Source organism: Streptomyces coeruleorubidus (assembly GCF_028885415.1).
GTDB lineage: Bacteria > Actinomycetota > Actinomycetes > Streptomycetales > Streptomycetaceae > Streptomyces > Streptomyces coeruleorubidus_A.
The window spans coordinates 8708186-8728768 of record NZ_CP118527.1 but is presented as its reverse complement, the minus strand read 5'-3'; the positions used below and the strand labels follow the sequence as shown (position 1 = coordinate 8728768).

Sequence of the window (20583 nt, the reverse complement as noted above, 5' to 3'; positions counted from 1 at the left end):
AACCAGTGCACATTCGGCCGGGAACTCCCGGGAAAACCAGGGAAGCGGAGGGAAGCACTCCGCAACCCCCAGCACAATTGCCCAGGTCAGCAGCGGTGCAGGTCAAGCCCAGGCAGCCACCGGCACGAACGAACTGTCCTGCCGGAACAGGTCCGTTCCGTTCGGGCGTTCCACGCGGAGTTGGTAGGCGTAGTGGCGCAGGTAATGCCCGGGGTAGTTGTACGACTCGAAGCGGACGGAGCCCGATGCCGTGCCGGTCCGGAGGATGAACGTGGCGTCCTTGGCGAACGTGCTCGTGCCGTCATTCGGGTCGAAGCGGGCGCGGAAGTCCCAGTGGCGCAGGTAGTTGCCGGCCGCGTCGCGGAAGGAGTAGCCGCTCGCGTCGGCCAGGCCGGCGACGACCGTGAAGGTGGCGGCCCGCTTCTCGGCGGTGGTGCTGGAGCCGCTGACCACGGGCAGGTTGAGCAGCGAGGACTGCTGCTGCCAGTAGCGGGTCGAGTAGTTGGCCGACCGGAAGGAGCGGGTGGTGTTCCGGGGCAGGCTCGGGCCGCCGGAGACCGTTTCCTTGACGACCGTGAAGTGCCGTGCCGTGCCGGAGATCCCGGGCAGCGCGGCCGGTGCCGTCCAGGTGGCGAAGGTGTCGTAGCTGTCGCTGTAGTAGTAGTTGCCGTCGCCGTAGCCGTCGAAGAAGATGCGCCAGCCGCCGTTGTCGAGCTGCACCAGCGCCGGGCCCTCGCGGTAGCTGCCCCAGCCCGCCCAGTCGCCCGTCCTGCGGATCGTGTAGGGGCCGGTGAGGTTCGAGGCGGTGGCGTACTCGATGTACTTCGTCGTCTCGTTCTTCGGGAAGGCGTGGTACGTCGAGCCGATCTTCACGATGAACGTGTCGATGTGGTTGGCGCCGATGCCCGCGAGCGCCACCGGTGAACTCCAGGCCGTCAGGGCGGAGTTCGTGGCCCTGAGCAGGTACGGCGTGAAGATCCACTCGTTGTTCGTGGTGGAGCAGGACACGATGATGCTGACGCTGCCGTCGCTGTCGACGAACCACTCGGGCGCCCAGGCGCGGGAGAGGTTCGCGACGGGGACCGTGTAGTCGTAGAGGAACGTCCAGTTGACGCGGTCGGAGCTGCGGGCGAAGCCGATGGTCCTGCTGACGTCCTGCCAAGTGCGCGTGGTGTAGGTGGCGTAGTAGTTGCCGTCGGTGTGTCTGATGACGCTCGCGTCGCGGATCCGGCCCGCGGGCGGCGTGTACGCGGAGGAGCGCAGCAGCCGGAAGTCGGTGGCGTCGTCCGACTGGTAGACGTTGACCGTGCCGTCGTTGCTGTTGAGGAACGGCACGATCGTGTACCGGGTGGCGGAGCCGTTCGGCGGTGCGGCGGCCAGGGCGCTGCCGAGCAGTCCGGGCGCCTCGCTCAGCAGGACCGCCGAGGCGGGCAGGGCCGCCAGGGCGCGCAGCAGCGTACGGCGGGACGGGGCGACGGGGTGTGAGGTCACGGGCGGCTCTCCCTGAGACACAAGGGTCGATATACCGAACAAGGTTCGGAAAATCGATCAGAAGTGGGGGCTCAGAAAGTAAGGGCCGGGCAGGGAAGCGTCAATGGTTTGAACAGGAGCCGATGAGCCCAGTGAGAAAGATGTGGCCGGTGGGTGAATTTCCACTCCTGTCGTCGGCGTTCCACCGCCGGCCGTCGGACGTTACCGTTCGGTAGACGAGTTGCTTCCGGAGGTGTCCGTATGACGCTCGACCGTGCCGCAGGCCTGGCGGAGACCGCCCGTGCGCTGGCCGACGGGGACGTGACGTCCCGGGCGCTGGTCGAGGGGGCACTGGCGCGGATCGAGGCCACGCAGGGCAGCATCAACGCCTTCCGGATCGTCCGGGCCGAGGCGGCGCTCGCCGAGGCCGATGCCGCCGACCGGGAGCTGGCTGCGGGCGTGCGCAAGCCGCTGCTGGGGGTGCCCGTCGCGGTGAAGGACGACATGGACGTGGCCGGCGAGCCGACCGCCTTCGGCTGCTGCGGTCAGTTCCCGCCGGTCGCCGAGGACGGCGAGGCGGTACGGCGGCTGCGCGCGGCCGGGGCCGTGATCGTCGGCAAGACCAACACCTGCGAGTTCGGGCAGTGGCCCTTCACCGAGGGGCCGGCCTTCGGCGCGACCCGCAATCCGTGGAGTACGGCCCATACGCCCGGTGGTTCCTCGGGCGGCTCGGCCGCCGCGGTCGCCGCCGGTCTGGTGCCCGCCGCGCTCGGCTCGGACGGCGCCGGGTCGGTGCGGATCCCGGCCGCGTGGACCCATCTGGTCGGCATCAAGCCGCAGCGCGGCCGCGTCTCCACCTGGCCGCGCGGCGAGTCCTTCCAGGGCATCACCGTCAACGGCACGCTGGCCCGTACGGTCGCCGACGCGGCCCTGCTGCTGGACGCGGCGAGCGGCAACCACGCGCGGGACCCGCACCGGCCCCCGGCCGTCGACGCCTCGGCGGCCGTCGGCCGCGACCCCGGGCGGCTGCGCATCGCGCTCGCCCTCAAGCCGCCGTTCACGGCCGTGCCCGCCCGGCTCCGGCCGGAGGTGCGGACCCGGGTCGTCGAACTCGCCGACCGGCTCGCGGCGTTGGGGCACACGGTCGAGGAGGCGGACCCGCCGTACGGGCAGATCGGGCTGACCTTCGTGCCGCGCGCGACGGCCGGGATCGCCGAGCGGGTGGCCGAGGCGCCCTTCCCGGCGCTGCTGGACCGGCGCACCCGGGACGCGGCCCGGCTGGGCCGGCTGCTCGGCGGGGCACCGCTGCGGGCCGCCCGGCGGGCGGAGGCGGTCCTGCACGGCCGTATCGGGGCGTTCTTCACCTCGTACGACATCGTCCTCGCGCCCACCACCGCCGCTCCCCCGCCCCGGATCGGCGCCCTGCTGGAACTCAGCGGTTTCGCCACCGACCGGGCGATGATCGCCGCCTGCCCGTACGCCTGGCCCTGGAACGTGCTGGGCTGGCCGGGCGTCAACGTGCCCGCCGGTTTCACGGCGGACGGCCTGCCCGTCGGGGCCCAGTTGCTCGGCCCGGCGAACAGCGAACCTCTTCTGGTGCGGGTGGCCGCGCAGTTGGAGGCGGAGCTGCGCTGGCACGAGAAGTGGCCGGCGCCGCCGTTCACCGAGCGTTCCGCTGCCGCCTGACCGGCCGTACGCGCTCCCGTAGGGAGACGCCTCGGTGGCCGGGCTCGTGCGGACACCCCCTAGGGTGCCCCCGTGACCGCGTTTACCGATGAGAACGTCCCGGGCCGCTCCGGCCCCTCCGCCACCGTCCAGGCCGATCCGCGCGAGGTGGGCCGGGTGCGCACGGAGTACTCGCCCGCGCACGACGGCGACCCCGACCCCGGCGAGATCGTCTGGACCTGGGTGCCCTACGAGGAGAACGACGGGCGCGGCAAGGACCGCCCGGTGCTCGTGGTCGCCCGCGAGCCGGCGGGGACGTTCCTCGCCGTGCAGTTGTCCAGCAAGCGGCACGACGGCGACCGGGAGTGGGTGCCGATCGGCAGCGGGCCGTGGGACCGGTCGGGCCGTGAGTCGTGGGTCGACGTGGACCGGGTCCTGCGCCTGCACGAGGACGGCATGCGCCGGGAGGCCTGCGCCCTGGACCGCATGCGGTTCAACCTCGTCAGGCACCGGCTGCGGGAGCGCTACGGCTGGAGCTGAAGGCCTCCTCGAAGGCGCCCCGTACCCTGGCGTCCGGCGTCCGGTCCAGCACTGAGAACACCACGTGTTCGAAGGCCGCCGCGAAGCGCCCGCCGGGTTCGATCAGCGCCCGGAACGCCCCCGCGACCTGCGCCGGGTCGTTGCGGAAGACGCCGCATCCCCAGGCGCCCAGCACCAGACGCCGGTAGCCGTGGGCGCCGGCCGTCTCCAGGACCCGTTCGGCGCGGGCGGCGAGGGCCCGCGGCAGTTCCGGGGCTCGTTCGGGTGCCGTGCGGAGCACCACGCCCGCGTTGGGCGCCGCAGAGGTCAGGAAGCCGGCCGTGTACGGCTCGTCCAGCAGGCGGCCCCGGTCGTCGCGGAAGACGGGCACGGCGGGTGAGTGGATGACACGGTCCGTGTAGAACGGGTCGCGGTGGGCGCGGTGGTGGTCGTAGAACGCGCGGGCCTGAAGCAGGCAGGTGTACAGCGCCGAGGCCCGGCACAGGGCCTCTTCCTGGGCCTGTGCGCCGTTGAGGTAGCCACCGCCGGGATTGCGAGCCGAGGCGAAGTTCAGTACGGCCACGTTCGCGCCGAGCCGGCGGGCGGCCTCAAGGCTGCTCTCGCCCGTGACCTCGACCAGCGTCTGCGTCACCCGGGTGGAGGGCACCGGCACCGGCACCGGTTGCGGACCGTACATGCGCGTGCCCTCGCGCGCCGCCCGGAGCTCCGCCGCGATCGACACCTCACGCCCGTCCGGCGCCCGATATGCCCCCGTCGCCACGATCTGCTCGGTCTGCCGGGCGATACCGCGCAGGCGCGCGCTCACGGCGCCACCCCCGTGTGCGCCGTGAGCGCGTGCCGCCCGGCCTGTGTTGTCTTGCTCACGCACGCATCGTGGGTGATGCCGACCGTGCGGGGCAACGGAGTTTTCGCCACCGGAGAACACCGGGGAAAGCGCCGGGAAACACGCGGCCGGCCCGGATGACCGCCCCGGAACGCCCCGGTTCGCCCCCTTGTGCCGAGCGACACGAGGGACTTGGGTGGGACGAGTGAACCCGGCCCGGGCCGCCGAAGAGTCCGGACCGATGGCATGGTGGAATCTCAGGAGGATCCCGACATGTCCGAATCGGTAGGTGGCTGTACCCGGCCACGCACCTCATTGTCCGAAGCCGAGGTCGAGGCTCTCGTCCGCGGCATCTGCTTCAAGACCGGCCCGCCGCGCCGCCTCGGTGTCGAGGTGGAATGGCTCGTCCACGAGCTGCGCGCACCGCAGCTCCCCGTCACACCCGAACGACTCGACGTGGCCTACGCCGCACTGCGGCCCCTGTCCCTGAGGTCGGCGCTCACCGTGGAGCCCGGCGGCCAGCTGGAGCTGAGCTCGCCCCCCGCCGCCTCGCTGACGGAAGTCATCGCCACCGTCTCCGCCGACCTCGACGCCGTCCGCGCGGTCCTGCGCGGGAACGGCCTCACGCTGGTCGGCCTCGGCCACGATCCCTGGCACGAACCCCGCCGGTTCCTGCGCGAACCGCGCTACGACGCCATGGAGGCCTGCCTCGACCGCACCGGCCCCTCCGGCCGCGCCATGATGTGCACCTCGGCCTCCGTGCAGGTGTGCGTCGACGCCGGCCACGAGGAGCCGGGGCCTCTCGGCCATGTGCGACGCTGGTGGCTGGCCCATCACCTGGGCCCGGTCCTGGTGGCCGCGTTCGCCAACTCCCCGCTCGCCGGTCACCGGCCGACCGGCTGGCTGTCCACCCGGCAGCTGATGTGGACCCGGATCGGCGCCGGCCGGGCGGGCGGACCACCGCTGGACGCCGACCCGCGCGGCGCCTGGGCCCGGCACGTGCTGGACTCCCCCGTGATGTGCGTACGGCGCGACGGCGGGCCCTGGGACGTCCCGGAGGGGCTCACCTTCCGGGAGTGGACCCGCACGGGCCTGCCCAGGCCGCCCACGCGGGAGGACCTCGACTACCACGTCACGACGCTGTTCCCGCCGGTCAGGCCGCGCGGCCATCTCGAACTGCGCATGATCGACGCGCAGCCCGGCGACGACGGCTGGATCGTGCCGCTGGCCGTGACGGCGGCGCTGTTCGACGACCCGGAGGCCGCCGAGACCGCCTACCGGGCCGTGAAGCCGCTGGCCGAGCGGACGCTGGGGCTGCCCGCGCCGCACAACCCGCTGTGGATCGACGCGGCCCGCAGCGGGCTGGCCGACACCGAACTGCGCGAGGTGGCCGTCACGTGCTTCACGGCCGCGCTGGACGCCCTGCCCCGGCTCGGCGCCGCGCCCGAGGTGACGGCTGCCGTCGCGGCCTACCTGGACCACTACGTCGTCCGGGGCCGCTGCCCCGCCGACGACCTGCTCGACCGACAGCGCGGCACGGACGGTCGCGCCCACGGGAAGGACCTGCGCCCATGACCGACACCAGCCCCGCTGTCGACAGCGATACCGCCGACCCCGAGGTTCTCCGCGAGCGCGCGGTCGCCTCGCTGGTCGTCGCGCGCGAGCGCACCACCCTGCTGACGAGCTGCGTCGAGGACCCCGACCTGACCGCGCAGCACTCGCCGCTGATGTCGCCGCTGGTGTGGGACCTGGCGCACATCGGCAACCAGGAGGAGCAGTGGCTGCTGCGGGCCGTCGCCGGGCACGAGGCGATACGGCCCGAGATCGACGGCCTGTACGACGCCTTCGAGCACCCGCGGGCCGAGCGGCCGAAGCTGCCCCTGCTGTCGCCCGCCGAGGCACGCACGTACGCGACCGACGTGCGTGGCCGCGCGCTGGACGTGCTGGAGCAGGCCGCGTTCCACGGGACGCGGCTGACGGAGGCCGGGTTCGCCTTCGGGATGATCGCCCAGCACGAACAGCAGCACGACGAGACCATGCTGATCACCCATCAGCTCCGCCGCGGCCCGCAGGCCCTGACCGCGCCCGACCCGGAGCCGGCGCCGCTGTTCACCGGCCCGTCCGAAGTCCTCGTCCCGGGCGGCCCGTTCACGATGGGCACCTCCGACGAGCCGTGGGCCCTGGACAACGAACGGCCCGCCCACCGGCGCGAGGTGGCGCCCTTCCGGATCGACACCACCCCGGTGACGAACGGCGCGTACCAGGCGTTCATCGAGGACGGCGGCTACGACGACCCGCGCTGGTGGAGGGCGGACGGCTGGGCCCACATCCGCCGGAACTCCATCTCGGCCCCGCTGTTCTGGCGGCGGGACGGCAGGCAGTTCCTGCGGCGGCGTTTCGGCGTCACCGAGGTCGTCCCGCCGGATGAGCCGGTGCTGCACGTGTGCTGGTACGAGGCGGACGCCTACGCCCGCTGGGCGGGACGCCGGCTGCCCACGGAGGCCGAGTGGGAGAAGGCGGCCCGGTACGACCCGGCCGGCGACCGCTCCATGCGCTACCCGTGGGGCGACGCCGACCCGGGCCCGGAGCACGCCAACCTCGGCCAGCGGCATCTGCGTCCGGCGCCCGCCGGAAGCTACCCGGCCGGTGAGTCGCCGCTCGGCGTACGGCAGTTGATCGGCGACGTGTGGGAGTGGACGGCGAGCGACTTCCTGCCGTACCCGGGGTTCAGGGCGTTCCCGTACAAGGAGTACTCGGAGGTCTTCTTCGGGTCCGACCACAAGGTGCTGCGCGGCGGTTCGTTCGCCGTGGACGCGGTGGCCTGCCGGGGCACGTTCCGCAACTGGGACTATCCGATCCGGCGGCAGATCTTCTCCGGGTTCCGCACGGCCCGCTCGGAGGACGTCTGATGTGCCGTCATGTGGCGTACGTGGGACCGGCCGAGCCGCTCGGGCGACTCCTCGTCGAGCCCCCGCACGGCCTGTACCGGCAGTCGTGGGCGCCCCGGCGGCAGCGGTACGGGACGGTCAACGCCGACGGTTTTGGGGTGGGCTGGTACGCCGAGGGCGATCCGGTGCCGGCCCGTTACCGGCGGGCCGGGCCGATCTGGGCGGACCTGTCGTTCGCCGATCTCGCCCGGGTCGTACGGTCCACCGCACTGCTCGCCGCGGTGCGGGACGCGACGCTGTCGGGCGCGGACGCGGAGGCCGCTGCGGCGCCGTTCGCCGCGGGGACCTGGCTGTTCAGCCACAACGGGGCGGTCAAGGGCTGGCCCGGCTCGCTCGCGCCGGTGTCCCGCACCCTGCCGCCGGAGGACCTGCTGTCGCTGGAGGCCCGCAACGACTCGGCGCTCGTGTGGGCCCTGGTCCTGGCCAGGCTGAGGAGCGGCGACGAGCAGGGCCAGGCGCTGGCCGACACGGTCCTGGAGGTGGCCGCCGCGGCCCCCGGTTCCCGGCTCAACCTCCTGCTCACCGACGGCGACACCGTCACCGCGACCGCCTGGGGCGACACCCTCTGGTACCTCACCCGGCTCGGCGGCGGCACCGTCGTGGCCTCCGAACCCTACGACGACGATCCGCACTGGCAGGAGGTGCCCGACCGCACCCTGCTCGCGGCGAGCCGCACGGACGTGCTGCTCACGCCGCTGAAGGAGCCGACCGACGCCTTCGTGCCCGCACACCCCGAGGAGCCCCGTACGTGAGCCCGTTCCGCCTCACCCGCACGCTGCCCGAGGACGCCACGGACGCCGCGCTGCGCGCCGACGTCCACCGGGGTCTGACCGGCCGTCCCAAGACGCTGCCGCCGAAATGGTTCTACGACGCGCACGGCAGCGACCTGTTCGAGAAGATCACCGAACTGCCCGAGTACTACCCGACGCGCGCCGAACGGGAGATCCTCCTCGCGCGCTCCGGGGACATCGCCGCCGCGACCCGGGCCCGCACCCTGGTCGAACTCGGCTCCGGCTCCTCCGAGAAGACGCGGCATCTGCTCGACGCCCTGACGGACCTGCACACCTACGTCCCCGTCGACGTCAGCGAGAGCGCCCTCACCCAGGCCGGGCAGGCGCTCGCCGCCGAGCGGCCGGGGCTCGACGTGCACGCGCTGATCGCCGACTTCACCGCGGAACTGACGCTGCCCGGCACGCCGGGTCCCCGGCTGGTGGCGTTCCTCGGCGGCACGATCGGCAACCTGCTGCCCGCCGAGCGCGCCGCGTTCCTGGCGTCCGTGCGTGCCCTGCTCGCCCCGGGCGACGCCCTGCTGCTGGGCACGGACCTGGTCAAGGACGAGGAGGTGCTGGTCCGGGCGTACGACGACGCGGCCGGGGTGACGGCCGCGTTCAACAAGAACGTGCTCACCGTGATCAACCGCGAGCTCGGCGCCGACTTCGAGCCCGCCGCGTTCGACCACCTGGCCCTGTGGGACGCCGAGCACGAGTGGATCGAGATGCGGCTGCGCTCCCGTACGGCGCAGACCGTGAAGGTGCCGGCGCTCGGCCTCGCCGTCGACTTCGCGGCGGGCGAGGAGCTGCGCACCGAGGTGTCGGCGAAGTTCCGGCAGGAGGGTGTGCGCGCCGAACTGTTCGCGGCGGGGCTGGACCTGACCCACTGGTGGACGGACGAGGAGGGCCGGTTCGCGCTGTCGCTGAGCGTGGCGCGCTGACACCCCCGAGCCCCTGAACGGCGGCGGGGCGGGAGGCGACGTCTCGCGCTTCGCCGCCGCTTGGGGCACGGTGGAGTGACGTGTGACACGCCCGTCACTGAAGAGGAGCAGCGGAATGACGAACCACACCTACCGGGTCACGGAGATCGTCGGCACCTCCCCCGACGGCGTCGACCAGGCCATCCGCAACGGCATCGGCCGGGCATCGGTGACCCTGCGCAACCTGGACTGGTTCGAGGTGACGCAGGTGCGCGGCCAGCTCGAGGACGGGCGGATCGCGCACTGGCAGGTGGGGCTGAAGGTGGGCTTCCGGCTGGAGGAGGCCGAGTAGTCCGGGTCCTCCGGCGTCCTCCGAACGGCCGACTCAGTCCGGCAGGGGTGCCGAGGTGGAACGGCCCGGCCGCTCGCCCTCCGGCGGGTAGTCGCAGTCGATGCTGCTCACCTCCCGGTCGCCGTCCTCGGAGTCGACGATCGCCACGCCGGTGCAGGCCCGGCCGTGTTCGTCGGTCCAGGTGACGATCTCGCTCCGGTCGGGCTTCGCGCAGCCGGTGAGCAGCAACGCGCCGACGAGCGCCGCCGCCGCGAGCGCGCCCTTACGGCTTCCCTTCATGGCATCCCCCGTATGTCCGCCGTCCGGGCACGAGTGCGCCGGTACGTCCTGGTTCCTGGCATGGAGATACCTGGCGGAGGTAAACACTCCGCCAACTCGTGCTCTCAGGTCCGCCCTTCCCGCTCCTGCGCCACCTTCAGCTCGGCGGACCGGGCGGCCCAGTTGGCCCGTACGACGGTGAAGCCCGCGCGCCGGGCGTCCTCGCAGACCAGTTCGTCGTCGTCCACGAGGACACGGACCTCGCGCGTGCGAGCGAGCCGCCGCAGGATCTCCAGCTTGGTGAACCGGGCGGGCCGGCGATCGGCGTCGCGCCGCATGTACACCCGTCCCTCGGGCAGCTCCTGCGCGGCGAGCCAGTCGAGCGTGTCGCGCCGGCAGCGCTCGGGCCGCCCGGTGAGGTAGACGATCTCGCACTCCCGCGCGCTCTCCTTGACCAGCGCGATGCCCTCCGGGAGCGGCGGGTCCTGCGGCGCCGCCGAGAAGAAGCCGTCCCAGTCCCGCGGCCTGCGCTCCAGGAACCGCTGCCGGTGCGCGGTGTCGGCGAGGGTGTTGTCCAGATCGAACACGGCCAGCGGGGCCTTGCTGCGGTCGTCATTCACGCGGCCCACCCTAGGGCCGTCCGGCGGTTCGCGTCGCCGGCCCGGGCAGGCCCGGCCGTATGAGCGCCTGCCGTATGAGTGCCGGCCGTATGAGTGTCGGGGGCGCCGCGGGGGCGAGTCCGCTGCGCGGGTCCTGTCCTCGGGAACGTGGGGCGTACCCATGCCCGGCCCTCCACCTGACCGGCGACCCCACTGCCCGGCTCCCGATCCGCAGCAACACGAGGCCATGTCCGAAGCCGGCGGCCCCTCACCCACCCCGCGGAAACGAGGCCCCGCCCATGCCCGACCCGCCACCCGACCGGCCAGTCCGCCGCCCAGCTCCCGGTCCTCGACAACGCGGTGCCTCGCCGGGAACCGAGCCGTCGCCCCGCCCCAGGCCCCGGCCCGCAGGAGTTGGCCGGCTGGGCCCACGCCCGGCCCGCCAGTCCCCTGCCCAGCTCCCGATCCGCCGCAACAAGAGGCCATGGCCGAAGCCGGTCCCTCGCCCCACCCCGTCCCCGTCCCCAGCCCACGCCCCGAGAACCGGGCCGCGCCCACGGCCAGCCCGCCACCCGGCGGCGAGTCCCCTGCCCGGCTCCCGGTCCGCAGGAACGCGGGGCCGTGCCCAGGCCGGCCCGTCACCCCACCCCCACCCCCGCCGACGACGCCCGGCAGCCTTGCCGCGGCCTGCGCGCCCGCGCCCCTCGTCCCGTACCCCGGCAACCTTCACCCCCCGGGCGGCCACTGCTCTGCAACACCCACACAGGCACAGGCACAGGCAGGAGGCCATATGCGCAACGCAGGGATCTGGTCGGTGGCGATGACGGGGGCCGCGCTGGCCATGGCGCTGGCCGGGCCGGCGGGGTCGGCGGCCGCCGCGGGTGCGACCCTGGTCGTGGCGCCGAACGGGGACGACTCCGGCCCCGGCACGCTCGCCCGGCCGCTGAGGACCATCCAGCGGGCCGTGGACCTGGCGCGGCCCGGTGACACCATCAGCGTGCGCGGCGGGACGTACGCCCTCACGGACAACATCACCATCACCACTTCGGGGACCGCGTCCCAGCCCATCACCCTCTCGCCCCACCCGGGCGAGCGTGTGGTCGTCGACGGGGAGAAGCTGCCCGCCAGCCACACCCCGGTCGGCGGCAGTATCCCGCGTGCCGAGCGCGGGGCGATCCACATGGAGGCGTCGCACTGGCGGATCTCGGGTCTGGAGATCGTCAACGGCCCGTACGGCGTGTACTGCGACGGCTGCAACGGCAACGTCTTCGCGCGCCTGAGCACGCACGACAACTACGAGTCCGGCTTCCAGCTCCAGGGCGCCTCCAGCGACAACCAGATCCTGAACCTGGACAGTTACGGCAACCGCGACCCCCGCAAGAACGGCGAGAGCGCCGACGGCCTGGCCATCAAGGAGGGCAGCGGTGCGGGCAACGTGGTGCGCGGCGCCCGGCTGTGGAACAACGTCGACGACGGCTTCGACGCCTGGGAGTTCGCCTCCCCGGTCACGATCGAGAACACCGTGGCGTACGGCAACGGCTTCAACCGCTGGAACTTCCCCGACTTCGCGGGCGACGGGAACGGCTTCAAGCTCGGCGGGGGCAGCCCGGCCCCGGCGGTGTCCCACACCGTCCGCAACAGCGCATCGTTCGAGAACGCCAAGCACGGCTTCACCGACAACGGCAACCCGGGCTCCCTCGCCCTGAGCCGCAACTCCACGTACGGCAACGCCGGTACGGGCTTCGACGCCGACGTCTCGGGCGGAGCCGCCAGGCTCACCGGCAACCTCGCCGTCGCGGACCAGCGGCCGGCGGCCGTCGGGTCCGGGACCGTCGCCAGCGGCAACTCCTGGAACATCGGCGGAACTTGGAACGCGGCCTCGGTGCAGAGCACCGACCCGGCCCCGCTCACCGGCCCCCGGGCGGCGGACGGTTCGCTGCCGAAGGCGCCGGCGTTCCTCGTCCCCCGGTCCGGCACCGCCGTCGGCGCCCGCTTCTGACCAGGTCGGCCGGGCTGTCCGACGGCGCGATGCGTGCTGGGACGGCCTGGCCGGAGAAATGGTCCGTACTATTCGCGAGGCAGCCCTTTCCGCATGCCGCCGCCGTATCGCCCACCCTTCGAGGGCGGCGTGAACGAGCCGCGCACAGCGGTCAATTGATCCTCACAGTTGATGGCTCAAGCGTCGCACTGACATACTCCGCATTCAGCCTCACCACGACCCGTGGCCGGGGCTGGTCGGGGATCTCCACAAGAACCCCGAGGCCGTCCGCGTGAATCCGAACAGCGAGTTTTTCAGTTTCACGAGACCCCCACAGAGCCCGCACCCCCACAGTGCGTCCGGTATCCCTCCACCCTGCTGGAAAGCCGGACGAGACCACTGATTCGAAGGGGTCGAGTGCGGGGCACGAAGCAGCGAAGAAGGTGCGCCTGTGCCCGAATTTCCACCGCGACGGGATGACACTCCCACATTCCCGCTTCCGCACATCGAACACGCTCCGCCGTCTCGGATATCCGACCATCCCGAATTCCACTCCCTGCGTCGCGCGCAGCGCCGGTTCGGCACCCGGGCGACGATCCTGTCCGTCGGCGGATTCCTGCTGTATGTGCTGTTGTCGAGTTTTGTGCCCGCGGTGATGAACCAGCCGCTGTTCGGCCACCTCACGATCGGACTCACCCTCGGCCTCGGGCAGTTCGTCATCATCGGTGTGACCGCGTGGTGCTACGTCCGGCACATGCGCGCACGGGTCGATCCGCTCGCCCGCGGCCTGAGGTCCCGGCAGCACGAGAACGAGAACCGCCGCGCCCGCTCGGCGGTGCCGCCCCAAGGGACCGGGCAGCCCCTCCAGCACGGTACGAGGGGGTTCCGCACGTGGTGACGATCGCCGCCATCGACGACAGCAGCCTCCAGCTGACGTTCGTCCTGTTCCTGACCGTGGTCGTGATCACCCTGTTCACGGCACTGCTGACGGCGCCTCAGCGCGACGAGATCAGCGAGTTCTACCTCGGCAACCGCGCCATGTCGCCGTTGCGCAACGGCCTCGCCATGTGCGGCGACTACCTGTCCGCCGCCACCCTGCTGGGCAGCACCGGACTGGTCGCCCTGACCGGGTACGACGGACTGATGTACCTCGGCGGCACCACCGTCGCCTGGATGATGGTGCTGCTGCTCATCGCCGAACCCCTGCAACGCACGGGCAAGTTCACCCTGGGCGACACGGTGGCGCTGCGCCTGCCCCGGCAGCAGCGGCCGGTGCGGGTGGCGCTGGCCGTCTGCATCCTGGCCATCACGACCCTCTACCTGGTGGCCCAACTCGTCGGCAGCGTCGCCCTGCTGACGCAGTTCACCGGCGCTCCGAGCGCCACCACCCGCACCCTGTGCGTGGCCGTGATCGGCACGTTCGTGATCCTGTACGCCTCCCTGGGGGGCATGCCCGGAGCGACGGTCATCCAGATCATCAAGGCCGTGATGCTGATCGCTGGCGTGCTGTTCACCGCGGGCTGGGTGCTGCACCGCTTCGACTGGAATCCCAACGCGCTGCTCGAAAGGGCGGCCGACCGCAGCGGAACCGGTCTGACCTTCCTCGAACCCGGGCTTCGCTACGGCGGCACCGTCAGCAACAAGCTGGACTTCCTCAGCCTCGAACTGGCCATCGTCCTCGGCCTCGCCGCCCTTCCGCACGTGCTGATGCGGCTGCTCGCCCCGCGCAGCAGCAGCGTTCTGCGCTCCTCCGTCCTGTGGGCCATCGGCCTGGTCGGCGCGGTCTGCTTCGGGGCCGGCATCCTCGGCCTGGGCGCCACCGCGCTCCTCGGCCGGGACGCCATCGAGAGCACGGACCGCACGGGCAACGCCTCCGTCCTGCTGCTCGCGCACGAACTGGGCGGCAGCGTCTTCACCGCGCTGCTGACGTGCCTGGCGTATCTGACCCTGCTCGCCGTGGCGGTGGGCCTCACCCTGGCCGCGGCCTCGTCGCTCGCGCACGACCTGTACAGCGAGGTGATCCGCAAGGGCCGGGCGAGCGAGACGGAGGAGCTGACCGTCGCACGGCTGTCCGGGGCGGTCATCGGCATCCTCGGCATCCTGCTGGCCCTGGTCGCGTGGGGGGCGAACACCGCGACGCTCGCGTTCCTCGCCTTCGCCATCGCGGCGTCCGCGATCCTGCCGACGATCATCTACACCCTGTTCTGGCGGCGCTTCACGGCGAAGGGAGCGCTGCTCAGTCTCTACGGCGGGCTGCTCTGCTCCGTCCTGCTCGCCGTGTTCTCCCCCGTCGTCTCCTCCGCCCCGGCCTCGTTCTACCCCGAGGCCGACTTCGCCTGGTTCCCGCTGCAGAACCCCGGCATCGTCTCCATCCCCGTGGGCTTCCTGCTGGGCTGGCTCGGCACGGTGCTGGACAAGGGCCCGGCCGAGGAGAGCAGCGCACACGAGGAGTTCGAGGTGAGGATGCTCGTGGGCGCCGACGACTGACGCACCAGTCCGGGACGGGACATCGGTGTCCAGGCACCGGGGACGCGAATTGTTAATGGGATCCATTTTCATGTAGCGTCCTCGGTGCCTGTCCACCGAGGAGGAGTCCCATGGCTGTCCCGAAGCGGAAGATGTCCCGCAGCAACACCCGTCACCGCCGCGCCCAGTGGAAGGCCGCCACGCCGACGCTGGTCCCGGTCACGATCGACGGCGTGCGTCACCTCGTACCGCAGAACCTGGTCAAGGCCTACGAGCGCGGCCTGCTGCGCCCCGAGGGCTGAGCCGATGCCGCACGAACGGCTGCCCGTCACCGTGCTCTCCGGATTCCTCGGGGCGGGCAAGACCACCCTGCTCAACCATGTCCTGGCCAACCGCGAGGGGCTGCGCGTCGCCGTCATCGTCAACGACATGAGCGAGGTCAACATCGACGCGGCCCTGGTGCGCGGCGGCGAGGCCGCCCTGTCGCGGACCGAGGAACGCCTGGTCGAGATGACCAACGGCTGCATCTGCTGCACGCTCCGCGACGACCTGCTGGACGAGGTGGACCGGCTGGCCCGCGAGGGCCGGTTCGACCATCTCCTCATCGAGTCGTCCGGGATCTCCGAGCCGATGCCCGTCGCGGCCACCTTCGCCTTCGCCCGTGACGACGGCGCCACCCTCGACGACGTGGCCCTGCTGGACACCATGGTCACGGTCGTGGACGCGGCCAACTTCCTCGCCGAACTGGACAGCGGCGACGACCTCGCCGAGCGGGGTCTCGCCCCGTACGAGGACGACGAGCGCACGGTCAGCGATCTGCTGATCGACCAGGTCGAGTTCGCCGACGTCCTGGTGCTCAACAAGCTCGACCTGGTCGACGAGGAGTCGGCGGCCCGGCTGCGGGCGGCCCTGACCCGGCTGAACCCGGTCGCCCGACTTGTCACGGCGACCCACGGCCGGGTGAACCTCCGCCAGGTGCTCGGCACCCGGCTGTTCGACCTGGAGCGCGCACAGCAGGCGCCGGGCTGGGTGCAAGAGCTCAACGGCGACCATGTTCCGGAGACCGAGGAGTACGGCATCTCCTCCACCGTCTTCCGCTCCGAACTCCCCTTCCACCCGGGCCGGTTGTGGACCTTCGTGACGGAGGGACTCGACGCGGGGACGTATGGGCGGATCCTGCGGTCGAAGGGCTTCTTCACCCTGGCGAGCCGCCCACACGTCACCGGGCTGTGGTCGCAGGCCGGGTCCGTCGCCCGGTTCGAGCCCTCCGCCGCGCGTGACCATGAGGCGCCCTGCGCACAGGAGCTGGTGTTCATCGGGACCCAGCTCGACCATGACGCCCTGCACACCGCGCTGGCCGGCTGCCTGATGCGGCCCGGCGAGAGCGTCCCGGCGGCCGACCCGTTCCCCGCCTGGGACACGTACGGCTTCGAGGACACCTGCGAACACGAGCACGCCGCACAGCCGCCGGTGTCCCTTCACTGACCCCGGGTCGCGGCGCCCCGGCCTGCCTATGCTGGTGAGAGGCGGTCACGCTCGGCAAGAGCGCGAAGGGAGCCGCACGTGACGGAGTCCGCGCTGCGGCAGGCACGAGACGCCGTGGCCCGGGAGGCATGGGCCGAGGCGTACCGCCTCCTGCGCGGCCTGGACGCCGGCCGTCTCGCCCCGGACGACTGTGCCGCGCTCGCCGATGCCGCCTGGTGGACGAGCCGGGTCGAGGAGTCGATCACCGCACGGATGCGGGCCTACTCCGGGTACACGGCACAGGGCGACGCCCGGCGGGCCGGGTACTGCGCCTGGATGCTCTTCTACGAGCATCAACTGGCCGGGCACACGGCCGTGGCCGCCGGCTGGCTGCGCCGGGCCCGCCGGCACCTCGGCGGCGAGCCGGAGTGCGTCGAGCAGTGCTACCTCGCCTGGATGGACGCGGAGGATGCGCGGCAGCGCGGCGCGTTCGGCGAGGCGACGGCCGCCGCCCGGCGGATGACGGATCTCGCCCGGCGCTGCCGCAGCCCGGACCTGACCGCGATGGGAGTGCAGGCGCAGGCCGGGGTTCTGGTGGCCCAGGGCCGGGTCGCCGAGGGGCTCGACCTCCTCGACGAGGCGATGTGCTCGGCCGCGGCGGGCGAGCTCAGCAACTTCTTCACCGGGTGGGTCTACTGCCTGGGGCTCCAGCAGTGCATGGCCTGTGCCGACCTCGAACGCGCCGCCGAGTGGACCGACGCGGCCATGCGGTGGTGCGCGGCCATGCCGGCGGAGAACAACTATCGCGGGCTGTGCCGGGTGCACCGCGTGGAGGTACTGGAACTGCGCGGCAGCTGGCCGGAGGCGGTGGCCGAGGCTCTACGCACCTGCGAGGAGCTGCTGCCGTACGAGCGGCGGATCGCCGCCGAGGCCTTCTACGTGACCGGGGAGATCCAGCGGCACCGCGGTGAGCTCGCGGCGGCCGAGGAGGCATACGCGCGGGCGCACGAGCTCGGCCGTGATCCGCAGCCCGGCCTCGCCCTGCTGCGGCTGACCCAGGGCAGGGCACAGGCCGCGGCGGCGATGCTGCGACCGGCCCTCGCTGGTCACGAGGGGACGCCCTGGGCCGGCAGCCTCGGGCGGTGCAGACTGCTGGCGGCCCAGGTGGAGATTGCCCTCGCGCTCGGCCGGCTGGAGGAGGCCCGCGCGGCGGCCGGGGAACTCGACGCGTTGGCCCGGGAGTGGCAGCGGCGGCGGGGCTCGGTGACAACGCCGCTGGACGCGAGCGCCGCTGCGGCGGGCGGCGCGGTGGCGTTCGCGGAGCGTGACCCGGACCGTGCGCTGCCCCTGCTGCACCGCGCCCTCGCGCTCTGGCTCGGGCTCGACGTCCCCTACGAGGCGGCCCAGGTGCGGATGGCCCTGGCCGCCGTGGACCGCACCGCCGGGGACGAGGAGGGGGCCCGGATGGAGCTACGGGCCGCGCGGCAGACGTTCCAGCGGCTGGGTGCCGTACCGGACGCCCGCCGGGCCGCCGCTCTGCTGGCCAGCGCGCGCCGACGGGAGGCGGGCGGGCTCACCGAGCGCGAGATCCAGGTGCTGCGGCTGGTCGCGGCGGGCCGCACGAACCGGGCCATCGCCGCCGAACTGGTGATCAGCGAGCACACCGTCGCCCGGCACCTCAACAACATCTTCGCCAAGCTCGGCGTGTCCTCGCGGGCAGCGGCGACGGCGTACGCGTACCGGCACGGACTGGCCGCCTGATGGGCTTTTCGGCCCATGCCGGGTCCGCCGGAGATGGGCGGTTCCGGCGATGAGCCGCCCCGGCCGCCAGGCATAGACAGGTGCTGTACCCGAAGCGGCGAACGGAAGGCGGGTGGCGGTCATGACCACCTCCACACCAGCCCTGGACGAGCGGCTGCTGGAGCGACTGCGCGGCGCGGTGCGCGGTGCCATCGTCCGGCCCGGCGACCCGGACTACGACGAGGCCCGCGGGGTCTACAACGCCCTGCACGACAAACACCCGGCGATCGTCGTCAGGGCCGTCGACGCCGGTGACGTCATCGCCACGGTGGACTTCGCGCGCGACCAGAGGCTGCCGCTCGCGGTGCGCGGGGGCGGCCACAGCGTCCCCGGCTATGGCACCTGCGACGACGGTGTCGTCCTCGACCTCGGGCGGATGCGCGGCGTCCGCGTCGCCCCCGGGACGCGCACGGCCTGGGTCGGGGGCGGCGCCACCTGGGCGGACGTCGACCACGCCACGCACTCCTTCGGCCTGGCCACGACCGGCGGGATGGTCTCCACCACGGGAGTGGGCGGCCTGACGACGGGCGGCGGTATGGGCTATCTGGCCCGGCGGTGCGGTCTGGCCTGCGACAACCTGGTCGCGGTGGACCTGGTGACGGCCGACGGGTCCTTCCTGACCTGCACCGAGGAGCACGACGCCGACCTGCTGTGGGCCGTGCGCGGGGGCGGCGGGAACTTCGGCGTGGTCACCTCGTTCGCCTACCGTCTGCACCCCGTGGCGGACGTCCTCGGCGGGCCGACGTTCTACCCGCTCGACGGCGAGGTGATACGCCGGTACCGGGAACTCGTCGCCGAGGGCGACGAGCGGCTCGGCGCGCTGCTCGTCGTCGGGCTCGGACCGCCGGTGCCGTTCCTGCCCGAACGCTGGCACGGCCGGCCCCTGTGTGGCGTGATCACCTGCTGGACCGGGCCGGAGACCGAGGACGACCAGGTCCGCGCCCGTGTCGCCGGGCTGGGGCCGGTACTGGGCCGGCACGTGGCGCGCATGCCCTATCCGCTGATCAACACCCTGTTCGACGCTCTGGTGCCCCCGGGGCTCTTCCACTACTGGAAGGGCGCCTTCCTCAAGGGCCTGCCGGACGGCGCCGTCGACGCGTTCGTCGAGCACGGCGCCACGACACCTTCCCTGCAGAGCGTGACGATCGGCTTCCCCCTCGACGGTGCCTGTCACCGGGTCGGGCCGCAGGCCACCGCCTTCTCCTACAGGGACGCCGACTTCTCGATCGCGCTCAGCGCGACCCTCACGACCCGTGAGGACTGCGAGGCGCAGAGGGACTGGGTGCGAGCCTTCCACAGGGCGCTCGAACCTCACTCCCTTCAGGGCGCTTACGTCAACTTCCAGGACAGCGACGACCAGCACCGGGTGCAGGTCAACTACCGCGCGAACCACGCCCGTCTGACGGAGCTGAAGCGGCGCCACGACCCGGGCAACCTGTTCCGCCTCAACCACAACATCTCTCCGTGAGGACGAGGCAGATCACGAGATGAGGAATCCTGGGGGCCCGCCGGTGTTGAACCCCGTATGAGCTCCGTGATCGCGACGACCAGGTTCTCCGTCCTCGACCGGTCCCGCACCCGCGAGGGGCACACGCATCCCGAGGCGCTGCGCGACACCGTGCGGCTGGCCGGAGAGCTGGAGGGGCTCGGGTACCACCGGCTGTGGGTCTCGGAGCATCACGGGGTTCGCGGGGTCGCCGGTTCCGCGCCGACCGTGCTGGCCGCCGCCGTCGCCGCCGCGACCCGCACGATCCGGGTCGGCACCGGCGGGGTGATGCTGCCCAACCACCGGCCGCTGGTCGTGGCCGAGCAGTTCGGGGTGCTGGAGTCGCTGTTCCCCGGGCGGATCGACATGGGTCTGGGGCGGTCCGTCGGCTTCACGGACGGGGTGCGCAAGGCCCTGGGCCGCGACAAGGAGGACGCCGAGGACTTCGAGGCCCAACTGCGGGAGCTGCTCGGCTGGTTCCGGGGCACCTCCCCGACCGGAGTGCACGCGCGTCCCGCCGAAGGGCTGGCCGTGCCGCCGTTCGTCCTGGCCATGGGCGAGGGCGCCGGCATCGCGGCCCGCGCGGGCCTGCCCATGGTCATCGGCGACTTCAGGAACCGGGAGAAGATGCGGCGCGGCATCGACCACTACCGCGAGCACTTCCGCCCCTCGCCCTGGGCTAGTGAGCCGTACGTGGTCGTCTCGGGCACGGTCGCGGTGGCCGCCACCCCCGAGGAGGCCCGGCGGCTGCTCGTCCCGGAGGCCTGGGCGATGGCGTACTCCCGCACGCACGGCACCTTCCCGCCGCTGGAGCCGGCCGAGCGGATCGAGTCCCGGACGATGACGGCCAAGGAACGCGGCTTCTACGACACCGGCCTCACCGGCCACATCGCCGGCGCCGAGGAGCAGGTCGCGCACGAGCTGGAGACGGTGCTCAAAGAGACGGGGGCACAGGAGGTCCTGGTCACCACCAGTACGTTCGACCGCGAGGCGCTGCTGGACTCCTACCGGCGGCTGGCCGCGATCACCTCCGGTTAGAGTCGT

19 protein-coding genes are annotated in these 20583 nt (G+C 72.5%); 15 read left to right on the top strand and 4 right to left on the bottom strand.

All coding sequences use genetic code 11. The features are described 5' to 3' along the window. Positions 1 to 102 precede the first annotated feature (102 nt). Positions 103 to 1491, bottom strand: a complete 1389-nt coding sequence (locus PV963_RS40110) for a glycoside hydrolase family 43 protein (RefSeq protein ID WP_274821353.1) — start codon at positions 1489 to 1491, stop codon at positions 103 to 105. 240 nt (positions 1492 to 1731) lie between these two features. On the opposite strand from PV963_RS40110, the gene PV963_RS40105 reads away from it, so the two are divergent. Next, positions 1732 to 3156, top strand: coding sequence for an amidase (locus PV963_RS40105; protein ID WP_274821352.1), 1425 nt, complete (start codon positions 1732 to 1734; stop codon positions 3154 to 3156). 72 nt (positions 3157 to 3228) lie between these two features. Then, positions 3229 to 3675, top strand: a complete 447-nt coding sequence (locus PV963_RS40100) for a type II toxin-antitoxin system PemK/MazF family toxin (protein WP_274821351.1) — start codon at positions 3229 to 3231, stop codon at positions 3673 to 3675. Here PV963_RS40100 and PV963_RS40095 read toward each other — a convergent pair. Continuing rightward, positions 3638 to 4480 (bottom strand): TIGR02452 family protein, encoded by an 843-nt coding sequence (locus PV963_RS40095; protein ID WP_274821350.1) that lies wholly within the window; start codon positions 4478 to 4480, stop codon positions 3638 to 3640. The two genes, PV963_RS40100 and PV963_RS40095, sit on opposite strands and share 38 nt — an antisense overlap. Before the next feature lie 291 nt (positions 4481 to 4771). Between PV963_RS40095 and egtA the strand changes: the two genes are divergently transcribed. The 5 genes from egtA to PV963_RS40070 all read left to right on the top strand — a co-directional run bounded on the left by egtA (position 4772) and on the right by PV963_RS40070 (position 9488). Next, positions 4772 to 6073, top strand: a complete 1302-nt coding sequence (egtA, locus tag PV963_RS40090) for an ergothioneine biosynthesis glutamate--cysteine ligase EgtA (protein WP_274821349.1) — start codon at positions 4772 to 4774, stop codon at positions 6071 to 6073. Further along, positions 6070 to 7407, top strand: a complete 1338-nt coding sequence (egtB, locus tag PV963_RS40085) for an ergothioneine biosynthesis protein EgtB (protein WP_274821348.1) — start codon at positions 6070 to 6072, stop codon at positions 7405 to 7407. The genes egtA and egtB overlap by 4 nt, the downstream gene beginning before the upstream one ends. Beyond that, entirely contained in the window at positions 7407 to 8198 is a 792-nt protein-coding gene (egtC, locus tag PV963_RS40080) for an ergothioneine biosynthesis protein EgtC (protein WP_274821347.1), read from the top strand. Before egtB ends, egtC begins: the two co-directional genes overlap by 1 nt. Then, on the top strand, positions 8195 to 9157 hold the full coding sequence (gene egtD / locus PV963_RS40075) for an L-histidine N(alpha)-methyltransferase (RefSeq protein WP_274821346.1): 963 nt from the start codon (positions 8195 to 8197) through the stop codon (positions 9155 to 9157). The genes egtC and egtD overlap by 4 nt, the downstream gene beginning before the upstream one ends. Before the next feature lie 115 nt (positions 9158 to 9272). Beyond that, the gene (locus PV963_RS40070; RefSeq protein WP_274821345.1) at positions 9273 to 9488 is read left to right on the top strand and encodes a dodecin; all 216 of its coding nucleotides are present in this window, start codon (positions 9273 to 9275) and stop codon (positions 9486 to 9488) included. Between the two features lie 33 nt (positions 9489 to 9521). Here the strand turns inward: PV963_RS40070 and PV963_RS40065 are convergent, their stop codons facing one another. Next, positions 9522 to 9767 (bottom strand): hypothetical protein, encoded by a 246-nt coding sequence (locus PV963_RS40065; RefSeq protein ID WP_274821344.1) that lies wholly within the window; start codon positions 9765 to 9767, stop codon positions 9522 to 9524. A 104-nt stretch (positions 9768 to 9871) separates the two neighbouring features. After that, entirely contained in the window at positions 9872 to 10366 is a 495-nt protein-coding gene (locus PV963_RS40060; RefSeq protein ID WP_274821343.1) for an LNS2 domain-containing protein, read from the bottom strand. Between the two features lie 769 nt (positions 10367 to 11135). Here PV963_RS40060 and PV963_RS40055 point away from each other — a divergent pair. The 8 genes from PV963_RS40055 to PV963_RS40020 all read left to right on the top strand — a co-directional run bounded on the left by PV963_RS40055 (position 11136) and on the right by PV963_RS40020 (position 20577). Continuing rightward, positions 11136 to 12344 carry a right-handed parallel beta-helix repeat-containing protein gene (locus PV963_RS40055; RefSeq protein ID WP_274821342.1) on the top strand — a complete coding sequence of 403 codons (1209 nt, stop codon included), beginning with the start codon at positions 11136 to 11138 and terminating at the stop codon, positions 12342 to 12344. Positions 12345 to 12774: 430 nt separating this feature from the next. Further along, the gene (locus PV963_RS40050; RefSeq protein WP_274821341.1) at positions 12775 to 13221 is read left to right on the top strand and encodes a DUF485 domain-containing protein; all 447 of its coding nucleotides are present in this window, start codon (positions 12775 to 12777) and stop codon (positions 13219 to 13221) included. After that, a complete protein-coding gene (locus PV963_RS40045) occupies positions 13215 to 14810 on the top strand; it encodes a cation acetate symporter (protein WP_274821340.1) in 1596 nt (531 codons plus the stop codon). Before PV963_RS40050 ends, PV963_RS40045 begins: the two co-directional genes overlap by 7 nt. A 110-nt stretch (positions 14811 to 14920) precedes the next feature. Next, a complete protein-coding gene (gene rpmF / locus PV963_RS40040; RefSeq protein ID WP_095750490.1) occupies positions 14921 to 15091 on the top strand; it encodes a 50S ribosomal protein L32 in 171 nt (56 codons plus the stop codon). A 4-nt stretch (positions 15092 to 15095) separates the two neighbouring features. Next, positions 15096 to 16274 carry a GTP-binding protein gene (locus tag PV963_RS40035; RefSeq protein ID WP_274821339.1) on the top strand — a complete coding sequence of 393 codons (1179 nt, stop codon included), beginning with the start codon at positions 15096 to 15098 and terminating at the stop codon, positions 16272 to 16274. 78 nt (positions 16275 to 16352) lie between these two features. Beyond that, complete coding sequence (locus tag PV963_RS40030; RefSeq protein ID WP_274821338.1) at positions 16353 to 18014, top strand: helix-turn-helix domain-containing protein; 1662 nt, start codon at positions 16353 to 16355, stop codon at positions 18012 to 18014. A gap of 121 nt (positions 18015 to 18135) precedes the next feature. Next, entirely contained in the window at positions 18136 to 19521 is a 1386-nt protein-coding gene (locus PV963_RS40025) for an FAD-binding oxidoreductase (protein WP_274821337.1), read from the top strand. 57 nt (positions 19522 to 19578) lie between these two features. After that, the gene (locus tag PV963_RS40020; RefSeq protein ID WP_274821336.1) at positions 19579 to 20577 is read left to right on the top strand and encodes an LLM class flavin-dependent oxidoreductase; all 999 of its coding nucleotides are present in this window, start codon (positions 19579 to 19581) and stop codon (positions 20575 to 20577) included. Positions 20578 to 20583: the final 6 nt, after the last annotated feature.

Coding starts and splice junctions, on each gene's coding strand:
- PV963_RS40105 (WP_274821352.1), top strand. CDS start 1,732: ATGACGCTCGACCGTGCCGCAGGCCTGGCGGAGACCGCCCGTGCGCTG.
- egtA (WP_274821349.1), top strand. CDS start 4,772: ATGTCCGAATCGGTAGGTGGCTGTACCCGGCCACGCACCTCATTGTCC.
- egtB (WP_274821348.1), top strand. CDS start 6,070: ATGACCGACACCAGCCCCGCTGTCGACAGCGATACCGCCGACCCCGAG.
- egtC (WP_274821347.1), top strand. CDS start 7,407: ATGTGCCGTCATGTGGCGTACGTGGGACCGGCCGAGCCGCTCGGGCGA.
- PV963_RS40070 (WP_274821345.1), top strand. CDS start 9,273: ATGACGAACCACACCTACCGGGTCACGGAGATCGTCGGCACCTCCCCC.
- PV963_RS40065 (WP_274821344.1), bottom strand. CDS start 9,767: ATGAAGGGAAGCCGTAAGGGCGCGCTCGCGGCGGCGGCGCTCGTCGGC.
- PV963_RS40055 (WP_274821342.1), top strand. CDS start 11,136: ATGCGCAACGCAGGGATCTGGTCGGTGGCGATGACGGGGGCCGCGCTG.
- rpmF (WP_095750490.1), top strand. CDS start 14,921: ATGGCTGTCCCGAAGCGGAAGATGTCCCGCAGCAACACCCGTCACCGC.
- PV963_RS40035 (WP_274821339.1), top strand. CDS start 15,096: ATGCCGCACGAACGGCTGCCCGTCACCGTGCTCTCCGGATTCCTCGGG.
- PV963_RS40025 (WP_274821337.1), top strand. CDS start 18,136: ATGACCACCTCCACACCAGCCCTGGACGAGCGGCTGCTGGAGCGACTG.
- PV963_RS40020 (WP_274821336.1), top strand. CDS start 19,579: ATGAGCTCCGTGATCGCGACGACCAGGTTCTCCGTCCTCGACCGGTCC.